Origin of the sequence: Pedobacter sp. JY14-1, from assembly GCF_029269825.1 — a bacterium.
Classification (GTDB): Bacteria; Bacteroidota; Bacteroidia; order Sphingobacteriales; family Sphingobacteriaceae; genus Pedobacter.
Genome location: NZ_JARJHU010000001.1, coordinates 476,404 through 493,262, shown reverse-complemented (window position 1 = coordinate 493,262; position 16,859 = coordinate 476,404). Strand labels below are relative to the sequence as shown.

At 44.9% G+C, this 16,859-nt stretch carries 17 protein-coding genes; 9 read left to right on the top strand and 8 right to left on the bottom strand.

The features are described 5' to 3' along the window. The first annotated feature begins 31 nt into the window (after window positions 1-31). On the top strand, window positions 32-715 hold the full coding sequence (locus P2W84_RS02155) for a Crp/Fnr family transcriptional regulator (RefSeq protein ID WP_276088455.1): 684 nt from the start codon (window positions 32-34) through the stop codon (window positions 713-715). A gap of 18 nt (window positions 716-733) precedes the next feature. On the opposite strand, the gene P2W84_RS02150 is transcribed toward P2W84_RS02155, so the two are convergent. The 4 genes from P2W84_RS02150 to nirB are packed head-to-tail and all read right to left on the bottom strand — an operon-like array spanning window position 734 to window position 4,843. Next, entirely contained in the window at window positions 734-1,138 is a 405-nt protein-coding gene (locus tag P2W84_RS02150; RefSeq protein WP_276088454.1) for a hypothetical protein, read from the bottom strand. Window positions 1,139-1,147: 9 nt separating this feature from the next. Next, window positions 1,148-1,963, bottom strand: a complete 816-nt coding sequence (locus tag P2W84_RS02145) for a formate/nitrite transporter family protein (RefSeq protein ID WP_276088453.1) — start codon at window positions 1,961-1,963, stop codon at window positions 1,148-1,150. Window positions 1,964-1,966: 3 nt separating this feature from the next. Next, the gene (nirD, locus tag P2W84_RS02140) at window positions 1,967-2,317 is read right to left on the bottom strand and encodes a nitrite reductase small subunit NirD (protein WP_276088452.1); all 351 of its coding nucleotides are present in this window, start codon (window positions 2,315-2,317) and stop codon (window positions 1,967-1,969) included. A gap of 18 nt (window positions 2,318-2,335) precedes the next feature. Continuing rightward, window positions 2,336-4,843: a nitrite reductase large subunit NirB gene (gene nirB / locus P2W84_RS02135; protein WP_276088451.1), complete on the bottom strand. Its 2,508-nt coding sequence runs from the start codon at window positions 4,841-4,843 to the stop codon at window positions 2,336-2,338. A 271-nt stretch (window positions 4,844-5,114) separates the two neighbouring features. Between nirB and cobA the strand changes: the two genes are divergently transcribed. From cobA to P2W84_RS02100, 7 genes are all read left to right on the top strand, one after another. After that, window positions 5,115-5,870, top strand: a complete 756-nt coding sequence (gene cobA / locus P2W84_RS02130; protein ID WP_276088450.1) for a uroporphyrinogen-III C-methyltransferase — start codon at window positions 5,115-5,117, stop codon at window positions 5,868-5,870. A gap of 68 nt (window positions 5,871-5,938) precedes the next feature. Beyond that, window positions 5,939-7,132, top strand: a complete 1,194-nt coding sequence (mqnE, locus tag P2W84_RS02125) for an aminofutalosine synthase MqnE (protein WP_276088449.1) — start codon at window positions 5,939-5,941, stop codon at window positions 7,130-7,132. Next, window positions 7,132-7,743, top strand: coding sequence for a histidine phosphatase family protein (locus P2W84_RS02120; RefSeq protein ID WP_276088448.1), 612 nt, complete (start codon window positions 7,132-7,134; stop codon window positions 7,741-7,743). The genes mqnE and P2W84_RS02120 overlap by 1 nt, the downstream gene beginning before the upstream one ends. 5 nt (window positions 7,744-7,748) lie before the next feature. Further along, a complete protein-coding gene (locus P2W84_RS02115; RefSeq protein WP_276088447.1) occupies window positions 7,749-8,474 on the top strand; it encodes a menaquinone biosynthesis protein in 726 nt (241 codons plus the stop codon). Between the two features lie 83 nt (window positions 8,475-8,557). Further along, a complete protein-coding gene (gene mutS / locus P2W84_RS02110) occupies window positions 8,558-11,167 on the top strand; it encodes a DNA mismatch repair protein MutS (protein WP_276088446.1) in 2,610 nt (869 codons plus the stop codon). Between the two features lie 5 nt (window positions 11,168-11,172). Further along, window positions 11,173-11,688: an NlpC/P60 family protein gene (locus tag P2W84_RS02105; RefSeq protein ID WP_276088445.1), complete on the top strand. Its 516-nt coding sequence runs from the start codon at window positions 11,173-11,175 to the stop codon at window positions 11,686-11,688. A 217-nt stretch (window positions 11,689-11,905) separates the two neighbouring features. After that, window positions 11,906-12,901: a 3'-5' exonuclease gene (locus P2W84_RS02100; RefSeq protein ID WP_276088444.1), complete on the top strand. Its 996-nt coding sequence runs from the start codon at window positions 11,906-11,908 to the stop codon at window positions 12,899-12,901. Between the two features lie 14 nt (window positions 12,902-12,915). Here P2W84_RS02100 and queG read toward each other — a convergent pair whose 3' ends face one another. Continuing rightward, window positions 12,916-13,857, bottom strand: a complete 942-nt coding sequence (gene queG, locus P2W84_RS02095; protein ID WP_276088443.1) for a tRNA epoxyqueuosine(34) reductase QueG — start codon at window positions 13,855-13,857, stop codon at window positions 12,916-12,918. A 94-nt stretch (window positions 13,858-13,951) separates the two neighbouring features. Between queG and P2W84_RS02090 the strand changes: the two genes are divergently transcribed. After that, entirely contained in the window at window positions 13,952-14,176 is a 225-nt protein-coding gene (locus P2W84_RS02090) for a hypothetical protein (RefSeq protein WP_276088442.1), read from the top strand. A gap of 4 nt (window positions 14,177-14,180) precedes the next feature. On the opposite strand, the gene ruvB is transcribed toward P2W84_RS02090, so the two are convergent. The 3 genes from ruvB to pdxH all read right to left on the bottom strand — a co-directional run bounded on the left by ruvB (window position 14,181) and on the right by pdxH (window position 16,831). Next, on the bottom strand, window positions 14,181-15,203 hold the full coding sequence (ruvB, locus tag P2W84_RS02085) for a Holliday junction branch migration DNA helicase RuvB (RefSeq protein WP_276088441.1): 1,023 nt from the start codon (window positions 15,201-15,203) through the stop codon (window positions 14,181-14,183). Between the two features lie 62 nt (window positions 15,204-15,265). After that, on the bottom strand, window positions 15,266-16,162 hold the full coding sequence (locus tag P2W84_RS02080; RefSeq protein WP_276088440.1) for a 3-hydroxybutyryl-CoA dehydrogenase: 897 nt from the start codon (window positions 16,160-16,162) through the stop codon (window positions 15,266-15,268). A gap of 18 nt (window positions 16,163-16,180) precedes the next feature. Continuing rightward, window positions 16,181-16,831 carry a pyridoxamine 5'-phosphate oxidase gene (gene pdxH / locus P2W84_RS02075; protein ID WP_276088439.1) on the bottom strand — a complete coding sequence of 217 codons (651 nt, stop codon included), beginning with the start codon at window positions 16,829-16,831 and terminating at the stop codon, window positions 16,181-16,183. Window positions 16,832-16,859: the final 28 nt, after the last annotated feature.

Genomic DNA, 16,859 nt, shown 5'->3' with positions numbered 1-16,859 from the left:
TTTTACTTTTACATTTAATTGCTATAAATAGATGAAAAGACATCCTGGATGCGATATGCGTTCGTGTATGATGTGCAGACTCGCACTCGACGAATGGAAGCCTGCGATCAATGCCTACCGTAAAAACTTTGTGGCCAGGAAAAACGAAGTGATCATTGAAGAAGGTAGTCTGGTGACGGGTATCTATTTTGTGTATAGTGGCAAAGTCAAGGTCCATAAAAGATGGGGTGACAAAGAATTAATCGTTCGTTTTGCAGATGCGGGAAAGATATTTGGACACCGGGGCCTTGGCAGTGCGCCTGTGGTCTATCCCATTTCGGCTACAGCCCTTGAGGAAACTGAATTATGCTTCGTACCGCTTGATTTTTTCATCACTACCCTCAAGGTAAATCATGACTTGGCTTTTAGTCTCATGATGTTTTACGCTGACGAGCTGCAGGAATCCGAAAAGAAAATGAGAAATCTTGCGCTGATGTCTGTCAGGAACCGGCTTGCGGTTGCGCTATTTCATTTGCGTGATCAATTTGGTACTGATACGCAGGATTATATCGATATCGACCTTAGCCGTCAAGACCTCGCTGCATTTGCGGGGGCGACTTATGAGACTGTGTTCAGGACCATGAATGAAATGGTCAATGAGAACCTGGTTACTCTTTCAGGTAAGCGAATCGGGATCGCTTCTACAGAACGCCTTCTTCACCTTACCAAAGAATAACCAGGCCTTCGACTTCAATTAAAATTTATATCCAAGGCCAACACCAGCATTCCATTTGCCATTTGTCGAAGCTGTTTTCGCGTTATAAAGGAAAGGTACCTGAAATGCGATATGTTTATAGATCAGCGTAGCGCCAAAGCCGAGGGAAGGTATCATCAGGGCATTTTTTGTTGCGTTCCCAACCGGATTGTCTTTTTTGAATTTCAGGCTGGGAAGCATACCTGTAAGTAAGCTAAAGGGTTTTTTGCTGAACTTAATCGCTGGACCTGTAAAGTTTAGCGTTGCACCGTGGTCAATATATCCTGCGGCAACTACACCTTCGAAAAGACTTGGTTTAACCTGCAATGTCTGTGATTTTGCCTGGAAATTGAGCATAGAAATGCTGATTCCGCCCAATAGGACAGTCACTAATAAATATTTCATGTTTCTTTTTTAAACTGTTTTTGGTAGGATGGTCTCGCTGTTTTTTCCGTAAGTATAGTAAATCGCGACGCCCGTAAACAGCAGTCCGCCGATGATATTGCCGGCAGTAACGATCAGCTGATTGTAGATCCACCAGTCTTCGATTGTCACTTTAGCACCGAACATCATACCGGCAGGGATAACAAACATGTTTACTACCGCGTGTTCATACCCAAGTGCGAAAAATATAAAGATCGGTATCCCTGCTGCAAATATCTTTCCGACAGTGGATTTAGATGTCATCGCCATGACCACGCCCATACAGACCATCCAATTGCAAAGAATGGCTTTCACGAAAGCCGCTATAAGACCTGCACTTCCATGATGGGCATATCCTGTGGTTTTTTTCTCGGCAGCAGTGACCAGCATTTTTTCGATATTTCCAAGCAGGGCAGCGGTTCCCATCTCGGAAGAAGCACTCCAAAACAATAGGGCAAATAAAAGGCTGCCAAGCAAGTTGCCAGTGAAGACCCAGAAAAGGTTTTTCAGCATCCTAGCGGCCGAAATTTTTTTCTCAAACCAGGCGAGCGGAACCAGAGAGAAGCTTCCGGTCACCAGCTCCAAACCTAGAATTACGATAATGACAAAGCCAACCGGGAAAACGAATGCGCCTGCCAAACTTAGCGTCGTCTGTGATGCGGCGAGATAGGCAAGTGTTACAGAAATACCCAGGAGGGCACCGGAAAGGGCTCCCCGTATGAGCAGGTCTTTCACATTGAGTGCCGATTTGTTGAGTGCTGCGCCCATCATGGCGCCAGCTACTTCTTTTGGTGATACGTAGTCCATTAGTTAAGATTTAGGGTTTATGCCGATGTAAACAGTTCCGTTCTCAAGTTTAACGGGATAGGTCTTTAGGTTTTCGCAGTCGTCGCCATTAAGACAGGCGCCCGTATTCAGTGAGAAAGTCTTCTTGTGGAAAGGGCAGGCGACCTTGGGTTCGCCAGTCGCTGCGCCGATCATCCCCCTGCTTAGAGCCATCTGCTTGCGATGCGGACACTCGTTTTGTGTTGCGTACCATTCATTTCTTCTCTTAAAATAGAATAGGGCGATCTGGATGTCTCCGTGTTTCACGCAGACACCTCCATCTTCGGCGGCGTCCTCAATGCGACATGCGGCCAGCCAATTTGTGTTTGTTTCCATGTTATGTTGCGGTTAAGGTTAAGCTGTGGTCCATTCTGCGGCTTTTTTCTGACCGCGCATCTTTTCAAACTGTATGCTCGGATCCTTTTCTTCCGGAGCATTAACAAAGTACCTGAAGCGTTTTCTGATTTCCGGATTTTCGACTGCTTCCTTCCACTCACAACGGTAATTGCTAACGAGTTGTGAAATCTCCAGTTCCCATTGTGCAGCCATTCCAAGACTGTCACGCACGACTACGTCCTTCAGGTGTTCAATTCCGCCATCCATTTTGTTCAGCCAGGTTGCGGTTCGCGTTAGCGGATCGGCAGTTTTAATATAGAACATCAGAAATCTGTCGATGTACCTGATACAGGTTTCACTGTCGAGGTCTGCCGCAAGCAGCAGGGCATGTTGTGGTTTGCTGCCCCCATTACCACATACATAAAGATTCCAGCCTTTTTCCGTTGCAATAATCCCGAAATCCTTGCTTTGGGCCTCAGCGCATTCACGGATACATCCACTGACAGCGGATTTAAACTTATGTGGTGCTCGTAATCCTTTGTAGCGTTCCTCGATCCGGATGGCAAAGCTTACACTGTCATGCAAGCCGAACCTGCACCAGGTACTGCCTACACAACTTTTTACTGTTCTCAAACCTTTCCCATAAGCGTGTCCGCTTTCGAAACCTGCAGCGATCAATTCTTCCCATATGAGTGGTAAATCACTGAGATAAGCTCCGAATAGGTCAATACGCTGTCCACCGGTGATCTTGGTGTAAAGGTTATATTTTTTGGCAACGCTCGCGATTGTCATCAGGCGGTCCGGAGTAATTTCTCCTCCCGGGATCCTTGGTACGACAGAATAGCTGCCACCTTTTTGAATATTGGCAAGAAACCTGTCGTTGCTGTCCTGTGCAGTGTCGTTACCGCGTTTTAGTATCATCTCATTCCAGATGCTGGCAAGAAGAGACGAAACCAGAGGCTTGCATGTTTCGCAACCATCCCCGTTGCCTAACTGATCCAACGCTTCATTGTAGCTTTTGATATTGTGAATACGTATCAGGTCATAGAGGTTCTGCCTGCTGTAGTCAAAGTGTTCGCATACGGTGTTGCTAATTTGCCTGCCTTTTGCTTTTAATGCGTAATTGATCAGGTCCTTTATCATGGGCACGCAGCCGCCGCAACCGGTTCCGGCTTTCGTACATTTCTTGATGTCATCCAGGTTTTCGCAATTCTGTTCATTCACTGCATTGCATATAGCTCCTTTGGTAATGCCTTCACAACTGCAGATAAGCGCTTCCTGAGGGAGAGCGTTAATGCCTTGCGCAGATGAATTTGTGTCCCTGGTGCCGATGATCAGCGACTCCGGAGCTGCCGGCAAAACAATCTGGTTATTGGTTGTTTGCATCAGCATGTTGTAATCGCCAGCGTCTCCGATGAGAATACCGCCAAGCAAATGCTTTCCGTCATTGCTAATGTTAATGCGTTTGTATATGCCCTTTTGGGTATCTTCGAAAGTAATGGTTCGGCAATGTGGCTCACCTAAGAAGTAGTTTCCAAAACTGGCGACGTCGACTCCTGCCAGTTTGAGTTTAGTGCTCATGTCGAAACCGTTGAATTGTTTCGATGAACCAGATAAGTTTGCGGCTACCACACTCGCCATTTCATATCCGGGCGCGACCAGACCATAGATAGTTTGTCCGGCCAGGGCGCATTCACCGATTGCAAATATGTCCGGATCACTGGTTTGCAGGTATTCGTTCACAACGATGCCTCCCTTGCTGCCGGTTTCCAAACCACAACTCTTGGCAAGCTCATCGCGTGGACGAATGCCTGCTGATATTACCAGCATGTCTGCGGGCATTTTTGTTCCGTCATCGAAACTGATCGCTGATATTGCTTCTTGGCCGTCTATAGATGAAGTATTTTTGTTTAACAGAATACGCAATCCCAATAGCTCAAGTTGGCTCTGAAGTACTCTACTGGCCGCCGGATCGATTTGTCTTGGCATCAGCCTCGGTGCAAATTCTATGACTGCAGGATTATAGATCCCGAGATCAAGCAGGGCTTTTGCAGCTTCAAGCCCCAGTAGGCCGCCGCCAAGTACCGCCGCTGATTTGGCTTTTCGGGAGTAGTCCCGAATCATGTTCAAATCTTCGAGAGTTCTGTAAACAAATACGCCATGTTTTTCCAAACCACTTATTGCTGGGACGAATGCTGACGAACCAGTAGCGAATATCAGGTAATCATAGCTGGCGGTTCTTCCTGAAAGAGCTGTCACGGTTTTGCGGACGCGGTCTATTGATGTCACCGGATCACCCAGATAAAGCCGTACGTCTTGTTGTTGATACCAGTTCATGGGCGCTAACGCAAGATCTTCTGGGGTTTTTCCGTTAAAGTAATCGCTAAGGTGAACCCTGTCATAAGCACTTACAGATTCTTCGCCAAACACGGTAATGCTAAAATCGCTGCTGTTCGATCGCAGTTTTTCGCAAAACTTATAGCAAACCATTCCGTTTCCGATAATTATGATGTTTTTGTGGTTCATATCATGTTGTTTTTTTGTTTTTGTCAATTTTCAGGTTGTTTGTCTGTCTTTTTGTTGATTTTATTCTGTTTATTTCATTTTTTGCTGATAATTTTTGTTGTTTTTTTTGGTTTATGTATTGATATTTTGATTTATTATGATTTTTGATATTCAAAGCTACTTATATATTGATAATATTTCCAAGTTTTTATGATTTTTATCATAATTTTTTTGATTTACATTATTTTTTTAGCATAATTGTTCTAAATGAGATGTTTTTAAAGTATGATGTATGAAAAATTTAGCTGATTCTGGTGTTTTTATCGTCGGCGGTGGTCCGGGAGATCCCGATTTGCTAACATTGAAAGCTTATAAGGTATTATTGCGCGCAAATGTGGTGTTGTACGATCATCTGATTAATAAAAAGATGCTGGGGCTTGTCCCTAAGGATTGCAAACTGATATATGTCGGCAAGGAACCCTATGGAGAATACGTTTCGCAAGAAAAAATTCACGATTTAATATTGCACTATTCGAGGCGTGTTGACGTCGTCGTCCGCTTAAAGGGCGGAGACCCGTTTATCTTTGGCAGAGGATTCGAAGAGGTTTGTTTTGCAGAACAGCATGGAATTCAAGTTCATTACATTCCGGGAATAAGCAGCATGCAGGCCAGCGGGTTTAGTGGTATTCCCCTTACTCACCGGGGCCTTAGTGAAAGCGTCTGGGCAATTACTGGTACGAAAAAAGATGGTTCCCTTTCGGAAGATCTCAGGTATGCGATTAAAAGCGCGGCGACCGTTGTCATTTATATGGGTATGAAAAAGCTTGCTCAGATTGCTCAAGTATATGTCGAAGCTCATTTAGGAAATTTACCGGCTGCTATGATCCAGCATGCTAGCCTTCCACAACAAAAGCTGGTAACTTGCGATGTTAAAGATCTGGAATCTGCCGCTGTACGTGGAGGGATGTCTCATCCGGCTATTATTGTGATTGGTGCAGTTGTCCGGGCTCGGGATATAATGACCTCTTTTCTCATGAAGGCGTCTTAAGGGCTTTGACAAACACCTGACACCAGTAAATCCCCTTTTTGTTGTACTTTTGTCCATTATATCAACAAATGGATACATCTTTACAGCTTGCATTTCTGTTAGGGGATGCCGGCCTGCCGGAAAGATCAAAGGCAATAGCGGAAAAGGTACAACGAAGTGAGCGCATCTCCTTTGATGATGGCGTTTATCTTTATGAGCATGCCGAGCTTGGCTACCTCGGCGTTTTGGCCAACTTGATCAGGGAAAGGAAGCATGGTGATAAAACTTACTTCAATCGAAATTTTCATATTGAGCCTACAAACGTCTGTGTTTACGACTGCAAGTTCTGCTCTTATTCCCGGCTGATCAAGAACCGGGACGAGGGTTGGGAAATGGACGTAGAAGGTATGATTGATATCCTGAAGAAGTATGATGGTGAGCCGGTTACAGAAGTCCACATTACCGGGGGAGTAGTACCAAAGCAGAATCTCGAGTTTTACAGTGAATTTTTCAGGAGAGCAAAGGCGCACAGACCGGAATTGCACATTAAGGCACTGACCCCTGTCGAATACTATTACATTTTTAAGAAAGCGAAGCTTAGTCATTATGAGGGTATGAGGTACCTTAAGGATGCAGGTCTGGACAGTATGCCCGGAGGTGGCGCGGAGATCTTTCATCCCGAGATCAGGCAACAGATCGCCCATGATAAGTGTACTGCTGAGCAATGGCTGGATATCCATGAACAAGCCCATAAATTGGGGATGCGTAGCAATGCTACTATGCTGTATGGCCACATTGAACAGTTCTGGCACAGAGTGGATCACATGGAACGCTTAAGGCAGTTACAGGACAGTACAGGTGGTTTTCAAGCCTTTATCCCTTTAAAATTCAGGAATCAACACAATCAGATGAGCCATGTAAGTGAAGTTTCTGTAGTTGAAGACCTGAGAAATTACGCAGTAGCCCGCATTTATATGGATAACTTTGATCACATCAAAGCATATTGGGCAATGATCAGCAGACAAACCGCTCAGCTTTCCCTGAATTTTGGCGTAGACGATATAGACGGTACACTTGATGACACGACCAAGATTTACGCTATGGCTGGCGCAGAAGAACAACGACCGGCAATGAGTACACGTGAGTTGGTAGAATTGATCAGGCAAGTTAGACGTAAGCCCATCGAGCGAGATACACTTTACAACGTCGTTACAGATTTTACAGACGTAATATTTGAAGAAGAAAAGAGACCTCAATTTTATAAACTGCCCGTAATTAATTAATGGATAAAGAAATATACATCATCAGGCACGGTGAAACGGAGTTGAACCGACAGGGGATAGTGCAGGGCAGAGGTGTAAACACCGACCTTAACGAGACTGGAAGAATGCAGGCAGCGGCCTTCTACGAGAAATACAAGAACATACCTTTTCAAAAGATATATACTTCGACGCTTAAACGAACCTATCAGACCGTTAAAAGATTTATTGACGCTGGGGTGCCCTCGGAAGCACTTTCTGGTCTCGACGAACTGGCCTGGGGACTTTGGGAGGGAAAGCCAAATGATGAAACGGTGATCGCTGCTTTCAGGGATATTATGGAAAGGTGGCAGAATGGTGATTATGACGCTATGTTTGAGGGTGGAGAAAGCCCTAATATGGTTCAATTCCGTCAGAAACAGGCCGTGAAACTGATCATGTCCCGGAAGGAAGAAAAACTGATCCTTATCTGTATGCATGGAAGAGCTATGAGGTTGTTGCTTTGTCTGCTCATGAATAAGCCGCTTTCGGAAATGGGAGATTTTCCTCATCAGAATACTACCTTATATCGTATCGCCTGTACTGATGGTACTTTTTCTATCATTGATTTCAACAATACCGATCACTTAAAGTAACTGAATTGGACAAGATAAAGATATCTGCAGTTTCCTATACCAATACAAAACCATTTATTTACGGCATCCGGCATTCTGCCGTAGTCAATGATATTGAAATGAGCCTGGATATTCCTTCAGATTGCGCTGCCAAACTGATTGCGGGCAAGGTAGATATCGGCTTGATTCCTGTTGCCGCTATTCCACATGTACCTGGTGCACGCATTGTTGCAGATTATTGTATTGGTTCTGTCGGTGCGGTAAATTCTGTTTTTATTTTCAGCAATGTACCTGTTACTCAGATCAGGACAATCCGTCTGGATGCGCAGTCGCGTACGTCAAATAACCTTGCAAAGGTACTGTTGAAGTTTTACTGGATGCAGGAGGTCAGCTTTTTTACTGATGAAAGCGAAGACGCAGACGCCATTGTGCTGATCGGTGACAGGACTTTTGGTAAGCAGGATAAATTCCCTTATGCTTACGACATGGGACAGGAATGGATGAATTTTACTGGCCTTCCTTTTGTTTATGCTGCGTGGGTAGCCAATAAACCGATATCAGAAGCATTCGTACAAAAGTTTAATGAAGCACTTGCCTTTGGGGTGTCGCACCGTGCTCAGTTACTGAATGAACTTCCCGTAAATCCGGCCGTCGACCTAGAAGATTACCTTATGAATAAACTGGACTTTGCCCTTACAGAAGATAAGCGTACGGCATTGGAGCTGTTTCTGGGGTATATTAAAAAACTGTAGATTTTCACAATTTTTGAATTTTCAACAAATCGTTAAGCCTGTCTGCCAAACAGTATCTTTACCGCTTTGTAAACTGAATCATTTTGGCGAAAAACAATTCCAAAGAAACCCCTCTGATGCAGCAATACAACGCTATAAAAGCGAAGTATCCTGGTGCATTGCTGTTGTTCAGGGTAGGTGATTTCTACGAGACCTTTGGTGAAGACGCTGTTAAGACAGCACAGATATTGGGCATTGTGCTGACACGTCGTGGTACAGGACCTAATGGTGCGCTGGAACTTGCCGGTTTCCCGCATCATTCGCTGGACAACTATCTGTCCAAACTGGTAAGGGCAGGTCAGCGGGTAGCTATCTGCGATCAGCTTGAAGATCCAAAGGCGACCAAGACGATTGTCAAGAGGGGAGTGACGGAATTAGTGACTCCGGGTGTAGCCTATAGCGACAATATCGTGAGCCAGAAATCCAATAATTATCTGGCGGCGGTTTATTTTGATAAAAGTGTTATCGGTGTCTCTTTTGCCGATATCTCTACCGGAGAGTTTCTGGTTGCCCAGGGAGATGCGGAATATATTGATAAATTGTTACAGAGTTTTAGACCCAATGAGATAGTTTATCAGAAAAGTAAGAGAAAAGAGTTCCATGAGATATTTGGGGACAGGTTTTATACTTTTCACCTGGACGACTGGGCCTTTACTTCAGACTATGCAATGGAGATACTCACCAAGCATTTCGAAGTAGCTTCTCTGAAGGGATTTGGTGTGGATAAGCTGAGTTCAGGGATTGTAGCGGCAGGTGTCGCACTCCATTATCTCAATGAGACTGAACACCGTAATCTCAAACACATATCGTCGATTTCCAGACTGGAACAGGATAAGTATGTATGGCTTGACCGGTTTACTATCCGAAACCTGGAACTGGTAGCTACAGTTAACGACAATGCGGTTACGCTTTTCGATACGCTTGACCAGACATCGACCCCTATGGGTGCCAGGTTACTTCATCGTTGGATCATCATGCCTTTGAAAGAACTGAAACCGATTGAGGAGAGGCTGGGCATGGTAGCGTTTTTTGTAGAGCAACCCGACTTACTGGAAACATTTACAGGTCATATCCGCGAGATCGGTGACCTGGAGCGCCTCATCTCCAAAGTAGGACTTTTACGGGTAGGCCCACGTGAGCTTTGTCAGCTCAAAAAGGCACTTTATCATATCGAAGAAGTCAAGAAATCAGCACTTAATGCAAATGATCCTTATTTATCACTGATTTCCGACCAGCTGGACATCTGTCTTACGGTAAGGGAAAAGCTGGAAAATCATTTGCAGGAAGATCCACCTGCATTACTGATCAAAGGAAACGTAATTGCGGATGGTATAGATGAGGAGCTCGACCGGTTGAGAAAAATTGCTTTTGGCGGCAAGGATTATCTGGTTGAAATCCAGAAGCGCGAGGCGGCCAACACGGGAATACCGTCACTAAAGGTAGCCTTTAATAATGTCTTTGGCTATTATCTCGAGGTAACGCATACCCATAAAGATAAAGTACCGGAAGACTGGATCAGGAAACAGACACTGGTAAATGCCGAGCGTTACATCACGCCCGAGCTGAAAGAATATGAGGAACAGATATTGGGTGCGGAAGAGAAGATCCAGCAGATTGAAACCAGGCTTTACAATGAACTGGTACAGGAGGTTGCAGGTTACATCAGACAGATCCAGTTGAATGCTTACCTGGTTGCAAAACTGGATGTACTGCTTTGTTTCGCCAGGCTTGCGATAGATAACCATTACGTCAAACCGGAAGTCCAGAAGAACAAAACCCTGGATATCAAAGGTGGACGGCACCCGGTGATTGAGAAGCGTCTGCCGGCCGGAGAGGAGTACATTACCAATGACGTGTTTCTGGATAGTGATACCCAGCAGATCATCATCATTACGGGGCCGAATATGTCCGGTAAGTCAGCTATTTTGAGACAGACAGGGCTTATTGTGCTGATGGCACAGATGGGATGCTTTGTGCCGGCCAAGGAGGCAACTATTGGTTTGGTAGATAAGGTTTTCACACGTGTTGGTGCGTCAGACAACCTTTCTTCAGGAGAAAGTACCTTCATGGTAGAGATGAACGAAACGGCAAGTATTCTGAACAATATTTCTGAAAACAGCCTGATCCTGCTGGACGAGATAGGCCGCGGTACCAGCACTTATGACGGGATTTCTATTGCCTGGGCCATAGCAGAATATCTGCATACGCATCCCTCGGCCCGGCCGAAGACTCTGTTTGCTACCCATTATCATGAACTGAACGAACTTGCCAATACCATGAGCCGGATCAGAAATTTTAATGTGTCAGTGAAGGAAGTGTCCAATAAAGTCATCTTTCTTCGTAAGCTTGTTCCGGGAGGAAGTGAACACAGCTTTGGTATCCATGTAGCAAAAATGGCAGGTATGCCGCCCAGGCTGATCAGCCGGGCTAATGAAATACTGAAGAAACTGGAAATCGACCGAACCGAGGGACAAAGTATTAAGGACAGTATCAAAAAAGTACAGAATCAGGCCTATCAACTGCAAATGTTTTCGGTAGAAGATCCAATCCTGGTAAAAGTAAGGGACACATTGAATAATCTCGATGTGAATATCCTTACACCTGTAGAGGCTCTGCTTAAGCTGGACGAGATACAAAGGATCATTAAGCAATAAGGCCCATGAACCAGAATATCCATAAGCATTTCAGAATTTCTTATTATCTGCTCATTGTTCTGGCAATTTTTATAAGCTCTTGTAGCTCCAGACGTGTAGCCGTCAGGCCTAATCCCCACGCGGCCGGAGTGGCCGATGCGATGTCCCACCTGAGAAGTAAGAAACTTTATAGCTTCATTACAGATTGGACCGGTGTCCGGTACCGGCTCGGTGGATTGGATAAATCCGGTATCGACTGTTCGGGATTTGCCTTACTGCTACAACGGGATATTTATGGTAACACACTTCCCAGGCGTTCAAAAGACCAGGCAGAAAGTATTAAAGAAAAGAAATTTGCTGAATTGAAGGAGGGCGATCTGGTTTTCTTTTCTTTCGGTGGCAGAGAAGTCGATCATGTAGGTGTTTACCTGAATGACAATTATTTTGTTCATGCTTCAACAACCAAAGGCGTTATCGTAGACGATTTGAGAATTGCCGCCTATCAAAAGACATTGGTTAAAGCAGGTTCCGTTAAGAATTAAAGAAATATGAACAAACCAAAAAAAGATCCATTTTGGACAAAATATAAGCAATTTGCCACTACGGAGATACTTATGTATTTGATCATGGTCATTGGTATTGCACTTGGTATAATTATCCTTAGTTGACTTAAAGGATTACGGTTTCAGGTTAAAAAAATAAAATAGGGTTTAACGTGTTTTTTTACGACTTTTGGGGATAAAGATTAAAGGAATAAAGATGAAATTGAACCTGATCCGTCCGCTTGCATTCTTCGATTTAGAGACTACGGGAGTAAATGTCGGTGCAGACCGTATCGTAGAAATTGCAATCCTGAAGGCTATGCCTGACGGAACAGAGATCATCAAGACAATGCGCATCAATCCTGAAATGCCGATCCCCCTTCAATCTTCCCTGATCCATGGTATTTACGATAAAGATGTAGCTGACCAGCCGACGTTTGGCCAGGCAGCCCCCGAACTTGCTGCCTTCATTGGGGATGCCGATCTTGCGGGGTATAACTCTAACCGTTTCGATATTCCTGTACTTCTTGAAGAATTTCTGCGTGCAGGCGTGGACTTTGACATGTCAGACCGCAGGTTTGTAGATGTACAGAATATCTTCCACCAGATGGAGCAGCGTACCTTACGTGCTGCCTATAAGTTCTATTGTGACAAAGATTTGCTTAATGCGCATTCCGCTGAGGCAGATATACTGGCAACTTATCAGGTATTGCTCGCGCAGATAGAACGTTATCAGGATGCTGATTTTGAAGACAAGCAGGGAAAGGTAACCAAGCCGGTGCAAAATAATATTGAGGCACTCCATGCTTTTACCAATCTCAATAAGGTCGTGGATTTTGCAGGCCGTATGGTCTATAATGAGCAAGACGAAGAATGCTTCAATTTCGGGAAGCATAAAGGTAAAAAGGTAGAAGAAGTATTTACGGTAGAGCCAAGTTACTATGCCTGGATGCTGCAGGGCGATTTTCCATTATATACCAAAAAGAAGCTGACTGACATCTGGAACCGCTGGAATAGGAAAAAAGGATATGTAAAGCAGGAGCGCAGCCAGAATACCGGACAATCTACTGCACAGCATGCACATGTACGACCACAGGGAAATACGCCAAGACCCCAGTACCAGGATAAGCAGAATTACCAGAAAAAGGATGCACCTGCAAAGGAAGTTACCACAGATATGCTGGAACAACTCAAACTGAAATTTGGTAAATAACTTTCAGACGGTACTTAGATTTTTCTGTTTTTAAGGAAATTGATATTACGGCTCAAGCCTTCAAATTTGGTGCGTTTTACTGCCGAATGTTTAAAAACCTCTTTGAACACCTCCTCTGTTATGTCAAGCCATTCCTCATGTTTCATATTCAGCAGCTGATCTGAAGGCATAAGCCTGGGTTCCGAATGCGGAACCGAAAACCTGTTCCACGGACATACATCCTGGCAGACATCACAGCCAAACATCCAGTTATCCATCTGTTTACTGAACTGTGCCGGAATCTCATCTCTGAGTTCTATAGTGAGGTAGGAAATACATTTCTTTGAATCAATTATAAAAGGAGATAGGATAGCGTCAGTCGGACAGGCATCTATGCATTTAGTACAGGTACCGCAGTGATCCGCTGTAAAAGGTTGATCATATTCCAGTTCAAGATCAATAATCAACTCGGCCAGAAAGAAAAAAGAGCCGGTTTTTTTACTGATCAGGTTACTGTTTTTGCCAATCCAGCCGATACCTGAACGTTTTGCCCAGGCTCGGTCCAACACCGGGGCAGAATCCACAAAGGCTCTTCCGCCTACCTCACCGATATGCTCCGAAATAAAGGCGAGCAGCTCAAAAAGTTTATCCTTTATTACAGTATGGTAGTCTGTCCCAAAAGCGTATTTAGATATCTTTGGTGCTTCGGGGTCGGTTTGTCCGGAAGCAGGAAAGTAGTTAAGCGTAACTGAAATAACTGATTTCGCGCCGTCTACAAGTAGTCTTGGGTCCAGTCGTTTGTCGAAATTGTTTTCCATATAAGTCATCTGACCTTGATATCCTTGTTTTAGCCAGTTTTCCAGTTTCGGAGCTTCATCCTCTAAAAATTCAGCCTTGGAAATACCACATTGCATGAAGCCTAGCCTGAGGGCTTCATCCTTAATCATTTTGCTGTATCTGGCCGGGTTTGTGGACATCTGTTGCAAAGATAAGCCTTTGTACCAAAAACATTTCTATGCGGGCATCTGTTGTAAACATCAACCACAATCATTTATCTTAAACTCTGAAATCATGGAAAATAAAGGATCAAGACATACAGAAGACCCTAACAAACCTCATAAGCCGATAGAGCACGACTATGCCCATCATCAGGATGATCCGGGACCATCTCCTCAGGCTGTAAAAGAGTATAATGACAAAGGAGCCGGACCGGCGATGAAGTGGATCATCCCTATCGTAGTCATTGTTCTGCTGATATTATGGTTCATTTTCTTCAGGAACAATACCACCAAATAACAGCTTAAAAAAGTCTGCCCGACTGCCCCGGAACCTGCTTGTTAAGGTGACGATAGGCAGCTTCGGTGGCCTCCCGTCCCCTTGACGTCCGCATCAGGAAACCTTCCTGGATCAGAAAAGGTTCATAGACCTCTTCAATCGTACCTTCATCATCACCCACTGCGGTCGCAATTGTTTTCAGGCCAACGGGACCACCTTTGAATTTTTCGATAATGGTCATCAGGATTTTATTGTCCATTTCATCCAGGCCATGCTCATCTACGTTCAGCGCGTTCAGTGCATATCTGGCAATCTCCGGATCAATGCGCCCGTTACCCTTGATTTGTGCAAAGTCCCTTGTCCTACGTAACAATGCATTGGCAATCCGGGGTGTACCCCGGCTCCGGCGTGCAATTTCATAAGCGCCTTCGTCGGTAATTGGTGTCTTCAGGATATCAGAAGATCGGAGTACAATTGTAGTCAGTAATTTAGCATCATAGTAAGCCAGCCTGGAGTTGATTCCAAACCTGGCCCTGAGCGGAGCAGTCAGTAAACCCGAACGGGTGGTTGCCCCTACCAGTGTAAATGGGTTGAGATTGATTTGTACAGAGCGCGCATTGGGGCCGCTCTCCAGCATAATGTCAATCTTGAAGTCTTCCATAGCCGAGTAAAGATATTCCTCGACCAGCGGGCTCAGACGATGGATCTCGTCAATGAACAGAATGTCTCCCGAGTCAAGATTCGTCAATAAACCGGCGAGGTCTCCCGGCTTGTCCAGTACAGGTCCCGATGTGATCTTGATGCCTACGCCCATCTCATTCGCTATGATGTGCGATAAGGTAGTTTTTCCGAGCCCCGGGGGGCCATGCAGCAAAACATGATCAAGAGGTTCTCCTCGAAGTTTTGCTGCCTTTACAAAGATCTTCAGATTTTCCATTACCTTTTCCTGTCCGGTAAAATCTTCAAAGGCCTGGGGACGTAAGGCACGTTCTATATCGCGGTCTGCAGAAGATAAATTATCCGAAGAAGGGTTCAGGTGCTGGTTCATTGACGGGAAAGTTCAGTATTTACTACGTATGCAGTTGGTAAAATTACAAAATAAACGACAGATTAAAGTTTGCCTGTAAACTTCCGGGAAACGGTAGCTTCTGTGGAGCCTGCAGTATAACTGTAAAAACCCTCACCGGATTTTACACCCTTATTACCTGCTGAGACCATGTTGACCAGCAAGGGGCAGGGGGCGTATTTCGGGTTGCCAAAACCTTCATGGAGCACTTTCAGAATGGCAAGACATACGTCCAGGCCTATGAAGTCTGCCAGTTGTAAAGGTCCCATCGGGTGTGCCATGCCCAACTTCATAACCCCGTCAATTTCCCTTACACCAGCCACCCCTTCATAAAGGGTATAGATGGCCTCGTTGATCATTGGCATTAAGATGCGATTGGCCACAAAGCCAGGATAGTCATTTACTTCTACCGGATATTTTCCCAGCTTTTCAGATAGATCCGTTATGGCAGCAGCAGTTTCATCGCTGGTATCGTAGCCTCTGATTACTTCAACCAGTTTCATTACGGGCACAGGGTTCATGAAATGCATACCGATCACCTTGTCACCTCGTTGCGTAATTCCGGCTATACGGGTAATCGAAATGGAAGAGGTATTGCTGGCCAGAATCGTTCCCGGCCTGGTAAGGGCATCCAGATCTTTGAATAATTTCAGCTTCAGGTCCAGGTTCTCCGAAGCGGCCTCAACCACAAGATCAGCATTTGCCACACCTTGCCCCAAGTCGGTAAATACTGTGATGTTGGCTAAAGTGGCTGCCTTTTCAGCTTTAGATAAAACTCCTTTGGTTACTTGTCTGTCGAGATTCTTGTCTATGGTCTCAATAGCCTTAGATAAAACGTTATCACTGATATCTACAAGACTGACCTGGTAGCCAAACTGTGCAAATGTATGGGCTATGCCATTGCCCATCGTCCCTGAACCGACTACCGAAATATTCTTCATTTTGTGAACAGTTTAGATTTAGGGTGCTAATCTATTGATAATCCATGAGCCTTCTTTAAGTTCATACAGAATTCTGTCGTGCAATCTGCTCTGACGACCCTGCCAGAACTCGATCTTAGAAGGCTCAACCAGGTATCCGCCCCAGTGTTCCGGTCTCGGTATTTCTAAGCCCTCATATTCTCTAGTCAGGGAAATGACCTTATCTTCCAATATTTTGCGGTTTTCAATTATCTTGCTTTGCGGAGACGCGACCGCGCCGATCTGGCTCCCTGCGGGACGGGAGTGGAAATATTCGTCTGAAACCTCTGGGGAAACTTTACTGACTACTCCTTCGATCCGGACCTGTCTTTCCAGATCGGCCCAGAAAAAAACCAATGCCGCCTGCGGGTTTTCCAGTAGCTGTTGCCCCTTGTCGCTGTTATAATTGGTAAAGAAAACAAAACCATCGTTTTCGATATCCTTTAACAATACAATGCGTGCCGAAGGACGGCCAAATCTGTCCGCAGTAGCCAGTGTCATTACATTTGGCTCGTAAAGCTGAGCGTTCAGTGCCTCTGCAAACCATTTTTGAAACTGTCTGATCGGGTCGTTGTCCACTTCATGTTCAGATAATTGCGCGGAACGATAATCCTGGCGTAAGTTTTGTATGTTTTCTTTCGTTAGCTCCATATACAAAAATAAGGTTAGTTATTTTATT